At 44.6% G+C, this 17611-nt stretch carries 15 protein-coding genes; 6 read left to right on the forward strand and 9 right to left on the reverse strand.

The window, feature by feature from the left end; translation table 11 throughout:
• Window positions 1-18: 18 nt before the first annotated feature.
• From DVG78_RS10500 to DVG78_RS10525, 6 genes are all read right to left on the reverse strand, one after another.
• Window positions 19-3420, reverse strand: a complete 3402-nt coding sequence (locus DVG78_RS10500) for a SusC/RagA family TonB-linked outer membrane protein (RefSeq protein ID WP_114461043.1) — start codon at window positions 3418-3420, stop codon at window positions 19-21.
• Between the two features lie 20 nt (window positions 3421-3440).
• Window positions 3441-4439: a FecR family protein gene (locus DVG78_RS10505; protein WP_114461044.1), complete on the reverse strand. Its 999-nt coding sequence runs from the start codon at window positions 4437-4439 to the stop codon at window positions 3441-3443.
• Between the two features lie 13 nt (window positions 4440-4452).
• Window positions 4453-5172, reverse strand: coding sequence for an RNA polymerase sigma-70 factor (locus tag DVG78_RS10510; RefSeq protein ID WP_199563229.1), 720 nt, complete (start codon window positions 5170-5172; stop codon window positions 4453-4455).
• A gap of 134 nt (window positions 5173-5306) precedes the next feature.
• Window positions 5307-5846 (reverse strand): LPS export ABC transporter periplasmic protein LptC, encoded by a 540-nt coding sequence (lptC, locus tag DVG78_RS10515; protein WP_229598192.1) that lies wholly within the window; start codon window positions 5844-5846, stop codon window positions 5307-5309.
• A 267-nt stretch (window positions 5847-6113) separates the two neighbouring features.
• Window positions 6114-7397: a BamG family beta-barrel-assembly machinery protein gene (bamG, locus tag DVG78_RS10520; RefSeq protein ID WP_147277043.1), complete on the reverse strand. Its 1284-nt coding sequence runs from the start codon at window positions 7395-7397 to the stop codon at window positions 6114-6116.
• Window positions 7375-8121, reverse strand: coding sequence for a type III pantothenate kinase (locus tag DVG78_RS10525; protein WP_114461046.1), 747 nt, complete (start codon window positions 8119-8121; stop codon window positions 7375-7377). Before DVG78_RS10525 ends, bamG begins: the two co-directional genes overlap by 23 nt.
• Window positions 8122-8242: 121 nt before the next feature.
• Between DVG78_RS10525 and DVG78_RS10530 the strand changes: the two genes are divergently transcribed.
• The 3 genes from DVG78_RS10530 to DVG78_RS10540 are packed head-to-tail and all read left to right on the forward strand — an operon-like array spanning window position 8243 to window position 11261.
• Window positions 8243-9358 (forward strand): mechanosensitive ion channel family protein, encoded by a 1116-nt coding sequence (locus DVG78_RS10530; RefSeq protein WP_114461047.1) that lies wholly within the window; start codon window positions 8243-8245, stop codon window positions 9356-9358.
• Window positions 9359-9399: 41 nt separating this feature from the next.
• Window positions 9400-10611, forward strand: coding sequence for a M20/M25/M40 family metallo-hydrolase (locus DVG78_RS10535; protein WP_114461048.1), 1212 nt, complete (start codon window positions 9400-9402; stop codon window positions 10609-10611).
• A gap of 2 nt (window positions 10612-10613) precedes the next feature.
• Window positions 10614-11261, forward strand: a complete 648-nt coding sequence (locus DVG78_RS10540; RefSeq protein WP_114461049.1) for a phosphoribosylanthranilate isomerase — start codon at window positions 10614-10616, stop codon at window positions 11259-11261.
• Window positions 11262-11309: 48 nt separating this feature from the next.
• On the opposite strand, the gene DVG78_RS10545 is transcribed toward DVG78_RS10540, so the two are convergent.
• Window positions 11310-11711, reverse strand: coding sequence for a YqhG/Tai3 family protein (locus tag DVG78_RS10545; RefSeq protein ID WP_114461050.1), 402 nt, complete (start codon window positions 11709-11711; stop codon window positions 11310-11312).
• Between the two features lie 219 nt (window positions 11712-11930).
• Here DVG78_RS10545 and DVG78_RS29895 point away from each other — a divergent pair, with 219 nt between their 5' ends.
• On the forward strand, window positions 11931-12200 hold the full coding sequence (locus DVG78_RS29895) for a hypothetical protein (RefSeq protein ID WP_147277044.1): 270 nt from the start codon (window positions 11931-11933) through the stop codon (window positions 12198-12200).
• Between the two features lie 61 nt (window positions 12201-12261).
• A complete protein-coding gene (locus tag DVG78_RS10550) occupies window positions 12262-12474 on the forward strand; it encodes a hypothetical protein (RefSeq protein WP_114065428.1) in 213 nt (70 codons plus the stop codon).
• Window positions 12475-12546: 72 nt separating this feature from the next.
• Here DVG78_RS10550 and typA read toward each other — a convergent pair whose 3' ends face one another.
• Window positions 12547-14361 carry a translational GTPase TypA gene (gene typA / locus DVG78_RS10555; protein WP_114461052.1) on the reverse strand — a complete coding sequence of 605 codons (1815 nt, stop codon included), beginning with the start codon at window positions 14359-14361 and terminating at the stop codon, window positions 12547-12549.
• A 234-nt stretch (window positions 14362-14595) separates the two neighbouring features.
• A complete protein-coding gene (locus tag DVG78_RS10560; RefSeq protein ID WP_114461053.1) occupies window positions 14596-15489 on the reverse strand; it encodes a sugar phosphate isomerase/epimerase family protein in 894 nt (297 codons plus the stop codon).
• An 82-nt stretch (window positions 15490-15571) separates the two neighbouring features.
• On the opposite strand from DVG78_RS10560, the gene DVG78_RS10565 reads away from it, so the two are divergent.
• On the forward strand, window positions 15572-17431 hold the full coding sequence (locus tag DVG78_RS10565; protein WP_114461054.1) for a CocE/NonD family hydrolase: 1860 nt from the start codon (window positions 15572-15574) through the stop codon (window positions 17429-17431).
• The last annotated feature ends 180 nt before the right edge of the window (window positions 17432-17611 follow it).

Below are 17611 nucleotides of genomic sequence, written 5' to 3' on the forward strand. Positions count from 1 at the left end.
TTCTGATTAATGTCAAGGTTAGAAACTGATATTTACGCCAAAGGAATAGGTTGCCGACGGCACATCATCCTGGAAAATAGCGGAATTGAATTCGGGATCAAAACCAGTAAAATTGCTAAACACAAATGGATTCAACACTTGCAGATAGAGCCGTGCATTCGACATTTTCACCTTATTCAACGCCCGGTTGCCCAAGGTATAGCCCAAGGTAATATCAGAAATTCTTAAGAAGCTGGCATCTTGGTAAAAAATGGCATTGCGATAAGGATTTGCCGCTACTGTGCCGAAGAAAGTATTGGACGGATTATCGCTTCTCCAATAATCCAAGCCTGCTAATTTGTTGTATCTCGTACTACCAATCTCTCCAAAGGTCCCTGCCAGGGTATTGTTTCTGTATTGTACTCCGTTGCGGTAATAGGTAAAGAAGGAGAAATCAACATTTTTGTACTTAAAACGATTGGTAATACCCAAAATCCAATTGGGAAGCTGCGTACCCAGATACGTCCGATCATCAATGGCATCGGTTGAAGAAATCTGTCCGTCATTGTTTTGATCCACTACCCGCACAGACCCGGGCACTTGCTTGTATTTTGTAGCCAAGTCTTTGTCGGCGGTTTGCCAAATCCCGTTAAATTGAAAATCAAAATTGGCCCGGATCGGATAGCCGACAAAAAGATTATTGCCTTTATCTGCCATCTGACCGTTTCCATACAATTCGAGCAATTTGTTTTGGTTTCTGGTAAACGCAAACGTAGTATTCCAATTAAAATTCTGTTTAGAAATGTTCACCGTATTGAGCGTCAGCTCTACGCCTTTGTTCTCAATTTTACCCACGTTGGCTATTACTTGGGTGAAACCCGTCGTGGTGGGGAGTTTTTGATTCAAAATCAAATCATCGGTCTTTCGGTTGTAAATTTCGAGCGAAGCGGCAATCCGGTTTTTAAAGAATCCAAAGTCAATCCCTAAGTTTAACTCTTTGCTCCGCTCCCATCTCAAATCTTTGTTAGCCAAATTTAAAGGGGCAAATCCATACGCCGCCGCTCCGTCAAAATCATAGCCTGTATTTAGCAAACCAGCCTGTGTACTGTAAGGATTGACGGTTGAGTTGCCTACTTGACCGTAGCTCAGGCGCAGTTTTAGGTTTGAAAACACATTCAGACTATTAATAAATTGCTCATCACCCAATCGCCACGCAAAAGCCACCGATGGGAAAAACGCCCATTTGTTACCTTCGGCAAGTTGTGAAGCGCCGTCTGAACGACCAGTCAGGGTCAGTAAATATTTATCATTGAAAGAATAATTGATTCTTCCCATGTAGGATAAAATAGAGCGCTCGACCAGCGAACTGTTGATTCCTGAAATGGTTGCTGCCGTGTTCAATGCATACCAATCAGAAGCGTACGGCAAGTCCCTTACGGCGATTGAGTAGGCTTCATTTCTTTGATAATAAGCGCTTTGCAGGGCCGTAGCGGTAATTTTGTGCTTACCAAAATCCAAGTTATAATTCAGGATGTTGTCAATGGTATAGTTTCCGATGGTACGGTTGTCGTACTGTGCTCTTGGCTTTGCCCCGATCTGCGATTTTGACCATTGTCCTCTGAAATCACCCAAACGCTGTGAAGTATAAGACGCCGACAGGGAGGAGCGAAACGTCAGTCCTTTGAGTATAGTTACCTCCCCGTAGGCATTGGCCATGGCGTTCATGGTGGTGGTTTGCAGTTTTGACGTTTTGGGGTCAATATCAAGTAAGGGATTTCCTACCTGCTTGTCGTTGATTCCCATCCAAAAAGCATAGCCTTCTATATTCAAATCGCCATTTTCTGACGGATTGGCAAGGTCTGAATAATATACAGTACCCGTAGGTCTGGCCCGATAGGCGTTTCTCAGGGATTCGCCCGAGCCTACATTTTGGTCGCTGTAGGTCAAATAGGTGGTAAAACCTACTTTAAAACGTTCTCCCAACTTACTGTCCAGCCCTGCGTTTAAGTTGTATCTTTTGAATCCTGTATACAACACGTTGCCATCTTCGTTCAAAAAGCCACCCGAGAAGCGATAAGTAGTTTTCTCACTTCCTCCTGAAACGCTGATATTATGACTCATCTGAATACCTGGAGCGGTCACCAAATCCACCCAATCAGTTGTTTTTCCAGCATTAATATTGGCCGTTTCGGCGGCGGTAAACGTAGCCCCCGTTGCGCCTTCCAAGACTCTGTCTGTATAAGTCACTTTATAAAATTCTTCGGTATTCATCAAGCGCGGTATATGAGCCGGCGTTTTGATTCCGACATAGCTATCATAACTTACCCTTGGCTTACCAGAAAGTCCTTTTTTTGTCGTTATGATGATTACTCCGTTGGCCCCGCGAGCCCCGTAAATAGCCGTCGAGGATGCATCTTTCAGCACATCCATCGACTGAATATCGTTGGGATTCAGGTTGTTGATATCACCTCCCATTAAGCCATCAATAACGACCAAAGGCTCGGTAGAGTTGTTGACCGTGTTTTCGCCTCTGATAGTGATGCTATACCCCGCCCCAGGCTTATTGCTTGATTTAGTGACAGTTGCGCCCGCCACTTGCCCCTGAATGGCTCTTGCCGCCACCACGGGATTAGCCCTGACGATGTCTTTTGTTTGTACTGATGCCACGGCGCCCGTCAAATCAGTTTTTTTGATTTCACCATACCCTACCACAACCACCTCATTGAGGGCCATGTCGTCGGCTTTCAATGATACATTCAGCGTGGTTCGGGTACCCACCAAAATTTCCTGTTTTACGTAACCAATAAAACTAAAAATCAATACACTGTTGTCGTCGGCAACTTCCACGCGAAAGCTCCCGTTTTCATCAGTGGCGGTTCCGCGCTGGGTTCCTTTAATGACGACGTTTACCCCCGGCAGGCGCTCGCCTGACTCACTCGTAACTACCCCAGTTACCATTTTTTCAATGGTCTGATTGGCGGGGAGGGAGTTGTTTAACGTTGAAAGTTGAGCCACCAAGTTTGATGGACGCTCCACAACCGATGGCCCCACGGGTGACGGGGTTTCTTGTAATACCGCTTTGGGATTCGCTTTTGAAGAAACAATGACAAAGGTGTCTTTACTCACTTTTTTTAAACGTAAGCCCAAAGGGCGCAGCATCTGCGATAAATTCCGCTCCGCATTGTTATGGCGACTCAACTGCCCCGTAGGGATAGAAATACCGTCAACTATTTTTTCTTCAAAAAGAATGTCGATTCCATGCTGTTTTTTAAACTGCATCAGGGCATCCCTTAACGAAACTTTTCCTGCCGGTGTTTGCGGTTCCAATCGCGGCGCTGCCTGTTGGTTAAAGGCCAATAGTTGGGCCGAAAGCCGTGGTGCGGTGAGTAGCCACAAGACTACTCCTACCAAATAAACGGGAATACGGATAGGTCGAATCATTATCAATAGGGGTTTAATTTTCAATAAGTTAAGGTATAGGTTTGGGTAGCACCCGAAGGAGTTTCGTTGCGAATAATTCTTACTTCCAGCATTTCGGCCATTACCTGTAAAAACGCATCAGCCGTTTCGGCTTTAAACGTCCCGCCGATGGTTCGTTTGGCCAATGTTGAATCTGCAATCACAATTTGGACTCCAAATCGTTCGGTCAGTTGGTAGGCTATTTCCGATACAGAAGTGTTTTCAAACATAAAACGGTGTTCTTTCCAACCCAAATGAGGCGCAAGCGACTGATCGTGGCGCAACGTGAGGCGGCCCTTTGATGAAATTGTAACAACATCGCCTGAGGTAATAATCAGGGGTTTCGTTTCCTTGGTTTTCAGGGAGCGCAACTGTACTTTGCCTTCGTTAAGCACCACCTTACTTCCCCGTGAACGGCTGTAAACCATAAATTCTGTTCCCAAAACCTGTACTTCCAATTGGTCGGGGGTGCGGACAATAAATCGGGCGTGATTGGGTAAATGTTTCACCGAAAACTCTGCTTCGCCCTTCAAAAATACTTCCCTCGACGCTTCCCCAAACCCAAACCGTGGGACTTTAAGGGACGAATTAGCGTTTAGGGTCACGCGACTGTCATCGGACAATTGAAGCGTTAGAAGCTCCCCGTTGGTGGTTTCGTACTGTTGAAAAAGAATCGCGTCCCGAAAAACGTACGTGCATATCCCCGTCAATAGCAATACAGAAGCGGCTATTCCTAAAAAGAAATTGAGGCGACGAGAAAACGGACGTACCGCCGTCGTTTTAGGGCTTTCAGCCTCGGCCTGATTTGACAATTGAAAAAAAGCCGCATCGGTATCCACAATCAATTGCGGGTTTTGTCGCTCCCACTCCTCCAACCACTGAAAATAAAGCTCCTGATGACTCGGCTCTATCAACCATTCTTCAATCAATGATTTCTGCAAAGGGGTTGCTCGACCTTCAAATAAGGCCAAAATGGCAGGTTTAAATATATTCTGGCTCATGCGTGTGGGTAAATTACGACCATTGTGAGAGAAAAAAGAACATAACACCTTTGCTTTGAGCCCATAAATCACTCATTATGAACAAGAAAAGCAGCCCATAATTTCGTAAGGATTGCCGCAACAACGAGAGGACTTTTGTAATGTGTCCTTCCACTGTTTTCGTAGAAAGGTGCAGTTCTTCGGCAATAGCCGCATTTTTCTTGCCTTCAAACCTGCTCATCACAAACACTTTTTGACTCTGAGGAGAGGTAGAACGAAGAACTTCTTCGATTTTTATGTACAATTCATTGTATTGAAGAATTTGTTGAGGCGTAATAGGCGGGGTTTCGGAGTTATCATTTTCTGAATAATCACTGGACTTTTCGTTTCCTAACTCCGTCCGCAAATATGCGTAAGAAGCATGTCGAACAGAAGTAAACAAATAAGCTCTGTAGGAAGACGTAACGGTCCGATGCAATTGTTTTTGCCAAAACTGACTGAACACTTCCATCACCAAGTCTTCGGCCACTTCTTTTGAATACACAAACCGAACGGCATGACTACACAACGGTTGATAGTAACGCTTGAAAAGCAGTTCGTAACCTTTGGCGGTATCCGCTTCAAAGGCACGTTTTATCCACAGTTCTGAGTCAACAATTCCAGCAGAATTGTCCTTTAGCTGAGGGGCAAAACGGTTACTCTCGTCCGGTTGATGATATTCCGGCTCATTTGAGTCCATTGAAGGCAAGGGCATAGGGGTAAGGGGATAACAAACGGGTGTTTATCTACTAAGAGTATAAAAACCTTGGTTTACCCTTGCCTATTTTGTGAATATTTTTAAAATAATTCTTTGTATAATGATAATAAGGCAAAAAACAGGCTTTAAGCCTAGTTGGGCGTGATTCCCGCAGGGGCATTGAAGAAGCCCGTAGGTTTGCGGATACTGTATTGACTAAAATCCTGGTTGGCATCCAAGCCCAGCCCGTTCATGCGTTCTCCCGATTGTTGATTTTCGATGGTTACCTTTTTATCGGTAAATACTTTCTGCGTTTGTGGATTCCATGTCAACTCATCCGAAAACAAACGTTCCTTTTTTTGGGTAACTACCTTGACATTCCCTTTTACTTTGTATAAACCCGTTCGATATTCATAGCGACCAGAATCGGATTCCAAGGTGGTGATGACATCACCCGCAGGGCCGTAAAAATCTACAAAAACTTTTTTGGGGAATACTTTATCTTCGGAGGGGAGCTTTATTTGTTTTGCGGTTCTGACCCGCACTTTCAAAAAACCAAGCTCGCTAAACAGTACTTCAATATTTTCGGCCTCTTCGAGCGGGCCGTTGTAAGCAATAAATTTTTTGGAATTTTTGTCTTCCTCGCAGGCACCAAGAAACACCATTGATAAAATAATGAGAGAGTACTTCATCAACCTTAGCGTATAACGAAAAGTTGACTGCTGTAAAAAACAAATAGGAGATAAAAGTTTATCTCCCATTTGCATCCTTGCAGATGTTGTATTAACCCACCTTAACATCTTGAAGGCAAAATTAAGGTGTTCTAACGTCTTTTCCAAAAACAATTGATTTATAGAGGGATTTTTTTTCATTTTTTTTAGCAAAAAATCGTATGCTTGCATACAAATATGCTGAAAATAAACACCTTATTGTTTTTTTTAACAATTTTTAAATCGCCATTAATCCACCTTGAATTTCTGGAACCACGTATCTTTTAGTGAAATTCCAAGAACTACCCGTCCGTATCGCTCCCGAAAGGTTTGGGAAGAAACGGTTCCTCGCTGCCCCGCCACAAAAGAGATATTGATTAAATTCACGAAGTTCCGTCCTACGGGAAGGGACATTCCCATTGACACACTCATGTCATCCACGGGCTTGGTTCCGATGACCAGCGGAGTCTGGTGATAGATAAAACCTAAACGATAAAAGACCAAATCCCAATACTTTGTTGAGTTGAATTTGGGGACATATTCCATACCAAAGTGAAAACTTTGTCCGTCACGCATGTTTTCATTATTGCCCGATATTCCTTTGTATTGCGACCAATTTTGGCGGTCGTAGTCAAAGCTCAGCAACAGCTTAAAGAATTTTTCATAGCTCAACCCTACGCGCCAGTTGGCGGGAAGATTCACGTTTAGATTGGCCTGCGTTAAGGTATCAGGATTGGTAATAGGCTGACCTGCACTACTCAATACCTCCAGGGTAGTGTTACGAATTGTATTTAAAGAAGAAGCCAGATTATAGGTAGCCCCAAAATTCAAGTAGTGGTCCTCTTTCAGTTTTTGACGGTAAGCAGCCCCTAATTTCAGGTTAACATCGCTAAAATTCAACCGGTCATCCCGACTCACGATGTAATCACGGCTATCGCCGATGCGTAATTGAGAAGTGACACTACGGTTAAAGTTTCCAAAAAGATACGTAAAATCGGCCCCAACGCTCAGATTTTTACCAATTTGAAAGCCGTTTGTCAGGTTAATTTGATTCAGTCCCCCTTTTCCAGAATATACATACTGGGCTTCGTAAATAGAGGTACCGATACGACCGTACGAATTTTGTTGGTAATTCACAAAGCTGTAAGGCTTTAGGCTCAAACCAAGCGACCATTTGGGTGCCACGGGGAACGACAAGGCCAAATACCCGATGTTACCCCCAAAATCACGTTGATTTTGTTTCGTATCCTGAAGGCTTTTGTATTGACCAATCACCCCCACATCAAACATGGTATATCGGTTCCGAACAAGCAAAGCAGGGTTTAAAGAATTGATATAGAGAGGATTAGAAGCACTAACCCCCACATCGCCCATGGCATTGCTTGGCGAATATCCTTTACTTAATAACTCTCCTATTCCGATGGCTGAATAAGGGGCGTTTCCTAACCCCTGAGCATGAACATTTGTTTGCAAAAATAGGACTCCCAGTACCCAACTCCACTGAAGAAGCTTACGCGTTTTGTACATTGACATTGTATAATAAAATTCGATTCAGACCCATCAAAACCAGATTTGGCGCCGCAAAGATGCGATTTTTAAGCCGATTTTCAAAGAAAGGCGCGTCTCCTCCGCACAATAGTACGCGACATTCGCCGTATTCGTTGCGATACCGTTCCACAAAGCCTTCCACTTCCGCGAGCAGTCCATTGATGACTCCACTTTCCATTGCTGTATGTGTACTTTTCCCGACCAACGGCACAGAAACTTTGCTGTGTGTCTCTACCACGTCAATCAAAGGCAATCTCTTAGTAAACGTGTGCATGGCCTGAAATCGCATACGAAAGCCTGGAGAAATTATTCCGCCGTGAAAAACCGCGTCTGCACTTACCCAATCGTAGGTGATGCAGGTTCCCATATCAATGACCAAGCAGTTTTCATTAGGAAATAAAACGGTAGCACCCACGGCCGCCGCCAAACGATCAGCGCCAAGGGTTTGCGGAGTATCGTAATCTTTGCCAATCGGCACGGGAAGCGTGGGAGAAAGCTGTACAACCCGAACACCTTGTTGGCGTAACAAATCAGCATACAGCTGCGTATCCTGACTTGTGGAGGACAAAATGGCGTACGTTGGCAATTCATCCAACAATATTGCGGTTAACTCCTCAAACGGAATTTTATATTGTGCTTTTACAAGTTGCTCATTTTCAAACCAAGCGATTTTGGCAAAGGTATTTCCGAGGTCAATGGCTGCATTCATTGAAATAAACGAGTTGGTATTTTGGAGTTAAAATTTAATAATCTTTGTTACCTTATAACACATAACCTTTTACTTTCACGACGCAAAATTGTTGTTTTGCAGTAAAAAACCGACAGTCACCATGGAAATAGTATCAAAGTGGCTTAATTACACAATTTTGGACAACCCCATCCGAGACTTGCTTTGGTTTGGGGGAATCATTGGTTTAAGTATACTCATCAGACGCGGACTGTCATTTACAATCAGTCGTACCATTTACCGATTTATCAAAAATGAATCGGGGGAAATCCCCTTGGCTGAGTTTGTACGCCTCACCCGCCGTCCCTTTGAATTGCTCATTACGCTAGGCATGATATACCTCGCCTTCAGTCACTTGGCCGTTCCTAAACAATGGGATTGGATGACTTCCAAAAAATTCGGTGGGTTGATGCTCATTCAGAACTTATTTTTCACGCTGTTGGGTGCCGCCATTGGCTGGTTGGGCATTCGTATCATTAAATTTACCGCGTTGATATTTAAGCAAAAAGCCGCCACAACCCCTACCCCAATTGACGACCAACTCGTTCCGTTTTTCAAAGACATTGCCATCATTCTGTGGACTTTGACCAGTTTTTTTGTCATTCTTCACAAAGTGTACGAAGTCAACGTCTGGGCGCTCATTACCAGTCTAGGAATCGGGGGATTGGTCATTGCGTTGGCCGCCCGCGAAACCCTCGAAAACTTAATCGCTTCGGTCGCGATCATGCTTGAACGCCCCTTTGTGATTGGTGATTCCATCGTGTTGGACAAGATTTCGGGCGAGATTGAACAGATTGGGTTTCGTAGTACCCGCGTCCGTTCCGACGATGGAAGTTTGATTACGGTTCCCAACCGACTCATGACCACCCAAGCCCTCGAAAACGTTACCCAACGAAGCTACCGCCGCGCCAAATACTACGTTCGTCTGTCGTTTAACACCCCTCCCGAAACCATTGCACAAATCGTGAAGGACATTCGTCTCCATTTAGAAAGCAATTATCTGACCAATTCAAAAATGCCGATGGTTCGCCTCGAAACCCTCGCCGAAAATTCGTTGGATATTTTGGTAATTTACCACGTCCATAGCTCTATTTGGCGGGTATTTATGGAAACCAGAGAGGAAATTAACTTCAAAATTATTGAAATAGTGCACGAACACGGTGCTACATTTGCGTATCCTAGTCGCAATCTGTTTATCAAAGAATCCGTCGAAAATTAACGCAAAAAGCCTGATATTAAGCCTGCTAAAACCAACATTATATGAAATATTCCATTGTCTTTCTTTTCGTCCTCATTAGCATTTATTCTTTTGGACAATCAATTACCATCAGTCCCAAAAATGTTGAAAAACATATCTCCTACCTTGCTTCCGATGAATTGAAAGGGCGGGGAACGGGCACCAAAGACGAACAAAAAGCCGCGCAATACATTGCAACCTTCTTTAACGATTTAGGCTTACAACCCAAAGGGACCAATGGTTTTGAACAACCCTTCAAGGCCAACCTTGACACAGTACACGTACTAGACGCCCGCAATGTGGTAGGCTATTTGGACAACGGTGCCGAGCGCACCATCGTCATCGGGGCGCATTACGATCACTTGGGTGAAGGCTATCAGCGCGGGTCGCTCGACCAAGATGCCAAAGGAAAAATCCACAATGGTGCCGACGACAACGCCTCAGGCGTGGCAGGAGTGTTGGAATTGGCACGGTATTACGCTAAAAACGGCGTTAAGGAAAGCCACAATTTTCTTTTTATTTGTTTTTCCGCCGAAGAATTGGGGCTGTTAGGTTCAAAATTTTACGCCAATAATCCTACCATCGACCTTACGAAGGTAAATTGTATGCTTAATTTTGACATGATTGGTCGTTTTGACCCCACCAAACCCATTACCGTTGGCGGATGGGGCACTAGCCCAACGTGGGGACAGGTGATTCCGCCAGTGATGCAACGCGAAAAGATGGCGTTTAAAATTGACTCTTCGGGAGCAGGGGCTTCTGACCACACTTCGTTTTATACAAAAAAAATCCCCGTGCTTTTTTTCTTTACGGGCGTACATTCTGACTACCACCGCCCAAGCGACGACATCGCCCTCATCAATTTTGCGGGCGAATCCCAAATTTTGAATGCAGTCACTGGCATCCTCAATGAATTGGATAAACTGCCCGGCCGCCTCGAATACCGCGAAACCGCGATGCCAATGGCCCGCAATGCAAGTTTTAAAGTAACGATGGGGTTGTTGTTGGATTACTCATTCAACGGCCCGGGCATCAAAGTGGACGGCGTTTCTAAAAACCGACCCGGAGAAGCAGCTGGTATCAAAGGCGGCGACCTTATTTTACGACTGGGCAACTATACGCTCAATACCATTTATGATTACATGGGGGCACTCGGAAAATACGAAAAGGGGCAAACTGTGGAAGCGGAAGTGCAACGGGGAGCGGAGAAATTGATGTTGAAAGTAACGTTTTAAACATGAAACCACGCGTAAAAATTTGCTGCATCAGCAGTCTGATGGAAGCCAAATTGGCCATTGAAGCGGGGGCTTCTGCATTGGGTTTAGTGGGAAATATGCCCAGCGGGCCTGGAATAATATCAGACGAGCTGATTGCGCAGATTGCCAAGGCAGTTCCGCCGCCAGTTGCTACTTTTTTGCTCACAAGCGAGACCAATCCCGAGGCCATCATTGCCCACCATCAGCGCGTTCATACGAGTACCATTCAGATTGTGGATGCGCTTTCGGAAGGCACCTATCACCAAATCCGTGAGGCGCTGCCGGGCGTTAAACTCGTGCAGGTTATCCACGTAATTGATGAAAAAACGGTAGAAGAGGCCGTTCAAGTGGCCGAATTTGTGGATGCTATTCTATTGGACAGCGGAAATCCAAACCTACAAATCAAGGAATTGGGAGGAACGGGAAGGGTCCACAATTGGGCCATCAGCCGCAAAATACGCGAAGCCATCCCGATTCCACTCTTTTTAGCAGGAGGTATCAAAGCCGAAAACGTAAAAGAGGCGATTGAAACCGTACAGCCGTTTGGATTAGACCTTTGCAGCAGTGTACGTACCAATGGACAGTTGGACCCCGAAAAATTAGAAGCCTTTTTTGCAGCGATTGGTTAAACAATCAAACTCCACAATTGATGTTCTCAGTGAAAAATATATTCTAGATTATACCCCCTGAATCGCATCAATCATCCACTTGTTATTACTGTTTATTAGCGTAACCACCGCCGCTTTTTGGCCAAACATCCAAAAATTAAATATTGCTTTTGTGGGAGATTGAGAAACAGGTTTCAGTAAAAATTTTTCTTCAAAATCCTGCGCCTGGAGAATCGGATCATACCCGCCTTCGTTGTCTTTTTCCATCTTCCTAAAAAAATTCGTTAAGCGTTTTTGAAAGGAAGGGGTTAAATCTGAGCGCTTTACCACCTGTCGCCATCCCAAATTGACTCCTTTCGTCAGATACCATTTGTAAAAATCATTGACAGCTTGGGCGGCGGTTTGGGTTTGAGCGTTCAGTGAATGTAGGCTGAGCCCAATAAAAATCATTAAAAAGAGGGAGCGTTTCATTTTTTCAAAGTTAGGTTGAGGTTGCTTACAAAAGTAACGATGGAAACATAATTTTTTAGCTAAAAACCGCAAAAATGTGCCACGTAAAATGACATTCCGTTGTCTAAAGCCGAATAATAATTGTCAGTTACATAGTGGCAAATACTTTTTGAGTTGTCTTAGACAAAAAAAGCAGATAAAACGTTATATAAAAGTAGTACCATTTAACTCTGACAAGCTATGAAATCGCGCATCACACTTTTTGTAACCGTATTGGCGCTCAGTACAATCATGAGCAGCTGTTTTTATTCAGGTGGTGGGTATCGAGGCGGATACGACCGAGGTTATTACGGCTCTCGTTACTACGCTCCTCGCCCTTACGTGCGGGTTGTGCCGCCACCGGTAGTGGTTCGCCCTCGGGTATACGTCAATCCGCCGCGTTATTCGCAACGCCCACGTTACGACAGCCGTAATTATGGTCATCGCGGGCGTGGAAGGGGTCGTTGGTAGAACATCGTTTTTTTCATACTTTCGCCGTTTCCAACCGAATTCGTTCTTAAAATTCATACCCATGAAAAAAAGTATTTTGTTGCTGTTGTGTATCAGCTTTTTGCAGTTTGAAGCCTCTGCGGCGGAAGTCAAAGTAGTTACAAACAAAAAAGCGACCGTTGAGGCCGCTTCTGAGCAATCGTCGTACCGAAAACGCAAGCGTAATCGGCAACGTAAAGGTTTTTTGGGGGGCATTTTCCGCAAACGCAACGCTTGCGACTGCCCGAAAAATTAATAGTTTGCAGTAGTCAGTTGGCAGTAATTTCACAAAGAACTGTTGACTGCCTACTGCAAACTGCTTACTTCTTTACGCCATTTCCATTTCTTTTGAATTGCGTTTGCGTTCGTTTTCGTCTAAGTATATTTTCCGAATACGAAGCGTCTGCGGCGTTACTTCCAAATATTCATCCTTTTGGATATATTCCATTGATTCTTCCAATGAGAAGTTGATTTTAGGTGCAATACGTACGTTGTCGTCCGTACCTGAAGCACGCATGTTGGTCAACTTCTTGGTTTCCTGCAAGTTTACTACAATATCTCCAGGGCGGCTGTGCTCACCGATTACCATTCCCATGTATAATTCTTCACCTGGATCCACAAAGAATCTTCCGCGCTCTTGCAAACGGTCTAAGGCATAAGGAGTAGCTACTCCAGTTCCTTTAGAGATAATTGAACCGTTGATACGCCCAGGAATCGTGCCTTTGTGGGGTTCGTAGGCCTTAAAACGGTGCGAAAGTACCGCTTCTCCCTGCGTGGCAGTCAGTACATTAGAACGCAACCCAATCAAACCACGTGAAGGAATATTAAACTCCAAGTGTTGCAAATCACCACGTGGCTCCATCACGAGTAGGTCACCTTTCCGTTGGGTAACAAGTTCAATTACTTTTCCCGCTGATTCTTCAGGAACATCTACCACGAGAATTTCGATAGGCTCAAGACGCTCGCCTTTGTCACCTTCTTTGAAAATCACCTGTGGCTGGCCTACCTGCAATTCGTAACCTTCGCGACGCATGGTTTCAATCAACACCGACAAGTGAAGAATACCACGTCCGAACACCATAAATTTATCCTCGCTACCCATTGATTCAACGCGTAAGGCAAGGTTTTTTTCCATTTCTTTAAACAGACGCTCACGCAAGTGGCGAGAAGTCACAAATTTGCCTTCTTTGCCAAAAAACGGTGAGTTGTTGATGGTAAACAACATGTTCATCGTTGGCTCGTCTACCGAAATACGCGGTAGCGGTTCAGGGTTTTCAAAAAGCGTGATGGTATCACCGATTTCGAAATCTTCCAAACCTGTTACGGCACAAATATCTCCCGATGAAACTTCCGTTACTTTTTGTCTGCCCAAGCCTTCAAAAACTTGCAATTCTTTGATACGGGCGCGTTTTACGCTACCGTCTGACTTGCAAAGGCCCAATTGAGCACCTTCCTTAAACGTACCACGGTGTACGCGACCGATGGCAATACGTCCGACAAAAGAACTATAATCCAATGAAGTAATCTGCATTTGCGGATCGCCTTCGTTGTTGGGTGCTGGTGGAATATGTTCAACGATTACGTCCAACAAATACGAAATATCGGTGGTTGGTTTTTGCCAATCAGGCCCCATCCATCCTTGTTTCGACGAACCGAAAACGGTAGGAAAATCAAGTTGAACGTCGTTGGCTTCAAGGTTAAACATTAGGTCAAATACCGCTTCGTGTACTTCGTCGGGGCGGCAGTTTGGCTTATCTACTTTATTGACAACCAACACTACTTTCAATCCTAATTGTAAGGCTTTACCTAACACGAAACGGGTTTGCGGCATGGGCCCTTCAAAAGCATCTACCAGAATGACGACACCGTCAGCCATTTTAAGTACGCGCTCTACCTCTCCTCCAAAGTCGGAGTGGCCTGGGGTATCAATAATGTTGATTTTTACGTCTTTGTAGCGTACAGATACGTTTTTAGAGACAATGGTGATTCCTCGTTCACGTTCGAGGTCATTGTTGTCCAAAATGAGATCGTCAAACTGCTGATTCTCTCTAAACAGTTTTGAATAGTGGATGAACTTGTCCACCAATGTGGTTTTACCGTGGTCAACGTGCGCAATGATGGCAATGTTGCGGATGCTTTGCATTTGAGTTGTTTGTTAACTGTTGATAGCTAATCGAATAGGTTGAAAGTGTTGTTACTAACGAAAAACTATTCACAATCAGCTTGTCTTCTAAAAGACCCGCAAAGGTACCACTATTTTATGACAAAACACAGATGAATCCAATACTATATGCCAATATTAATGAAATATGGCAGTTTTTTATTAAATTAATACAATTAATTTTTTCTTGTTTTGGGTTAGAAAGCCCAAGAACCGTCAAAGGTACTTTTTTACTTTCGCCAACAATGCCTCTACCTTCACCTTTGGGTCGCCAGCTCCGAGGGTTTCAATGGGGACATAGCCCTGATAATCGGACGGTTTGATGAGATTAATGACCCGTTCAAGATCCGTATCAATTTCTTTTCCTTCCACAAATATCTTCTCTTTCAACTGCCAGTTAACGGCGTATTTGATGGTTCGTTCGATTTCCTTATAAGGGTCGCCGATGCGATAACTGCCCGTATCCAGAATCAGCCCAAACCACTCCGACTTAATCGTTTCAAAAAAGGGAATCACTTGGTCGGCGGTCTGAACGAAATCAAAATGGTTTTGCAGACCAATGATTACGCCATTTTGTTTGCCATACTCAACACAGGTTTCAATGTCTTTCAACATCCAATCGGTTATTTGCTCGCGCGGAATCCCTTCGTTTTTTTGCGTTCCTGCAAAAATCCGCAGTACTGGGGCACCCAATTTTGCGGCTACTTCCACCCAATTTTTTACAAGTTGTACTTCTTTTTTACGTTTTTCTTTGTCCGCAATCGTAAAGTCATTTCTCACGCCTGTGCCGCTGATTTCCAAGCCTTTCCGAAAAGCTTGGCGTTTTACGTGATAAATGGTTTCATTGGAGGGAACGGTAGGATAGCCATCAAAATAATAACCCGTGATATCCAGCCCATCAAAGCCAATGCCCGCGCAGAAGTCAATCAGCTCGTCCAAACTCATCGTTTTATTCATCAGCGGAGCATTGAATGAGTAGGCATTCAGGCTGGTTTTGAGTCGCTTGCTTTTGGCGGGCAAAAGTGAGGCCTCACCCATGCTTGGAATAGACGCGATTGAAGCACTGGCCAGTGCTTTTAGGAATGTTCGGCGGCGTGACTGTGCGTTCATGGTTTTAAGATTAAATTCCTGTTCGAACGTTTTAATTTTATTCTACTTTTGTCAAAACATTAATAGTCATCGAAAATACTCTATGAAAGCATTCCTCCCCCTTTTAATCTTGCTCTTTTGTGCGCATCAAAGCCACGCCCAAACCCCCAATTTCGTCAAAGACAATTATGAGAAATGGGACCGCCAAATCACCATGCGCGACGGCATTAAGCTTTACACCGTCATTTATATTCCAAAAGACAAGAGCCAAAACTATCCCATTCTGATGGAACGCACCCCCTACTCGGCAGGTCCGTACGGCGAGGGTAATTATACAGGAAACGGCCCCGGGCCGAGCAAACTGTTGTCGGAAGAAAAGTACATATTTGTCACCCAAGATGTACGCGGACGCTACATGAGCGAAGGGAAATTTGAGGAAATGACCCCGCATAAATTCACCAAAAAAACGCCGCAGGATACCGACGAAAGTACCGACACCTACGACACCGTAGAATGGTTACTGAATAACATTCCGCAAAACAACGGTCGCGTCGGCATTACAGGCATCTCTTACCCAGGCTTTTATGCTTCGGCGGCCCTGCCCGACGCTCACCCGGGCATCAAAGCCGTTTCTCCGCAAGCCCCCGTTACGGACGAATTTGTGGGCGACGATGCCCGCCACAATGGCGCTTTTTTCTTGCTCGACAATTTTAACTTTTTGAGTTATTTTGATGCCCAACCCGACAAACCCGTTCCGACGTACAACGGCATTTTCAACAACCGCAGCAAAGATGCCTACGATTTCTTCCTGAAATTAGGACCGCTCAAAAATGCCAACGGTGAAAAATACTTCAACAACAAAGGCCGAATCTGGAACGAATACCTCCAGCACGAAACCTACGACGACTACTGGAAATCGCGCAACATTCGCCCAGCCCTCAAAAACATCAAACCCGCTACGCTGGTGGTGGGCGGTTGGTTTGATGCCGAAGATTTATTTGGCGCGTTGCGCACCTACGAAGCCATTGAAAAACAAACTCCTACCAACAAAAACCAACTGGTGATGGGCCCGTGGACGCACGGCGCTTGGTCGCGGCCAGAATGGAACGAGTTTGGAACGCTGAATTTTGGCACCAATACGGCCAAGTTTTTTCAGGAAGAATTGGAACTTAAATTTTTCAATTTTTACCTCAAAGACAAAGGTCAATGGAACGCCGCCGAAGCCACTATGTTTAACACCGCAACCAACGAATGGAAAACCTTTGAAACTTGGCCCCCAAAAGACAGCGAGAAGAAAGAGTTACATTTTCAGGCCAACGGAAAATTATCATGGAATGAAAACACCGAAAAAGACGGTTTTGACGAATACGTAAGCGACCCCGCCAAACCAGTGCCGTACACGGACGGTATTTTTGCCCGACGCAATAATCAATACATGATTGAAGATCAGCGCTTTGCATCGCGTCGCCCCGATGTTCTTACTTATGAAACAGAACCACTTACGGAAGATGTAACCTTGGCGGGGCCGATGACAGCCCACTTTTTTGCTTCTACCACGGGCACCGATGCCGATTTTATCGTCAAACTTATTGATGTGTTGCCCGAAGATGCCCCAAATCCATCGCCCAACCCCAAAAACCTGACCATGGCGGGCTATCAGCGCTTAGTCCGGGCGGAAGTACTGCGCGGCAAATTCCGTAACAGTTTTGAGAAACCAGAACCGTTTGTGCCCAACCAAGTCACCGATGTGAAAGTGCGGATGCCCGATGTGCTTCACACCTTCAAAAAAGGGCACAAAATCATGGTTCAAATTCAGAGTTCATGGTTTCCGTTGGTAGACCGTAACCCTCAGAAGTTTATGTCAATTCCCCAAGCCGACGAAAAAGACTTTCAGAAAGCAACGATTCGCATTTATCACAGCACTCAGCACGATTCACACTTACACGTCGGAACGGTGAAGTAGTTATCGTTCATGCCTAACACGAGACAATGTCTCGTGTTTTTTTGGGTTAAAATGTACAAAAGAAAAATAACAGGTATAATTGTCGGTTTTTGTTCCTACAAATACACCAAAATGTGCAATTTTTGAGTAGATTGACCACAAAGTACCGATTTCTAATAATATATTTAAAAATACATTACG

Source organism: Runella aurantiaca (genome assembly GCF_003339505.1).
GTDB classification, from domain to species: Bacteria; Bacteroidota; Bacteroidia; order Cytophagales; family Spirosomataceae; genus Runella; species Runella aurantiaca.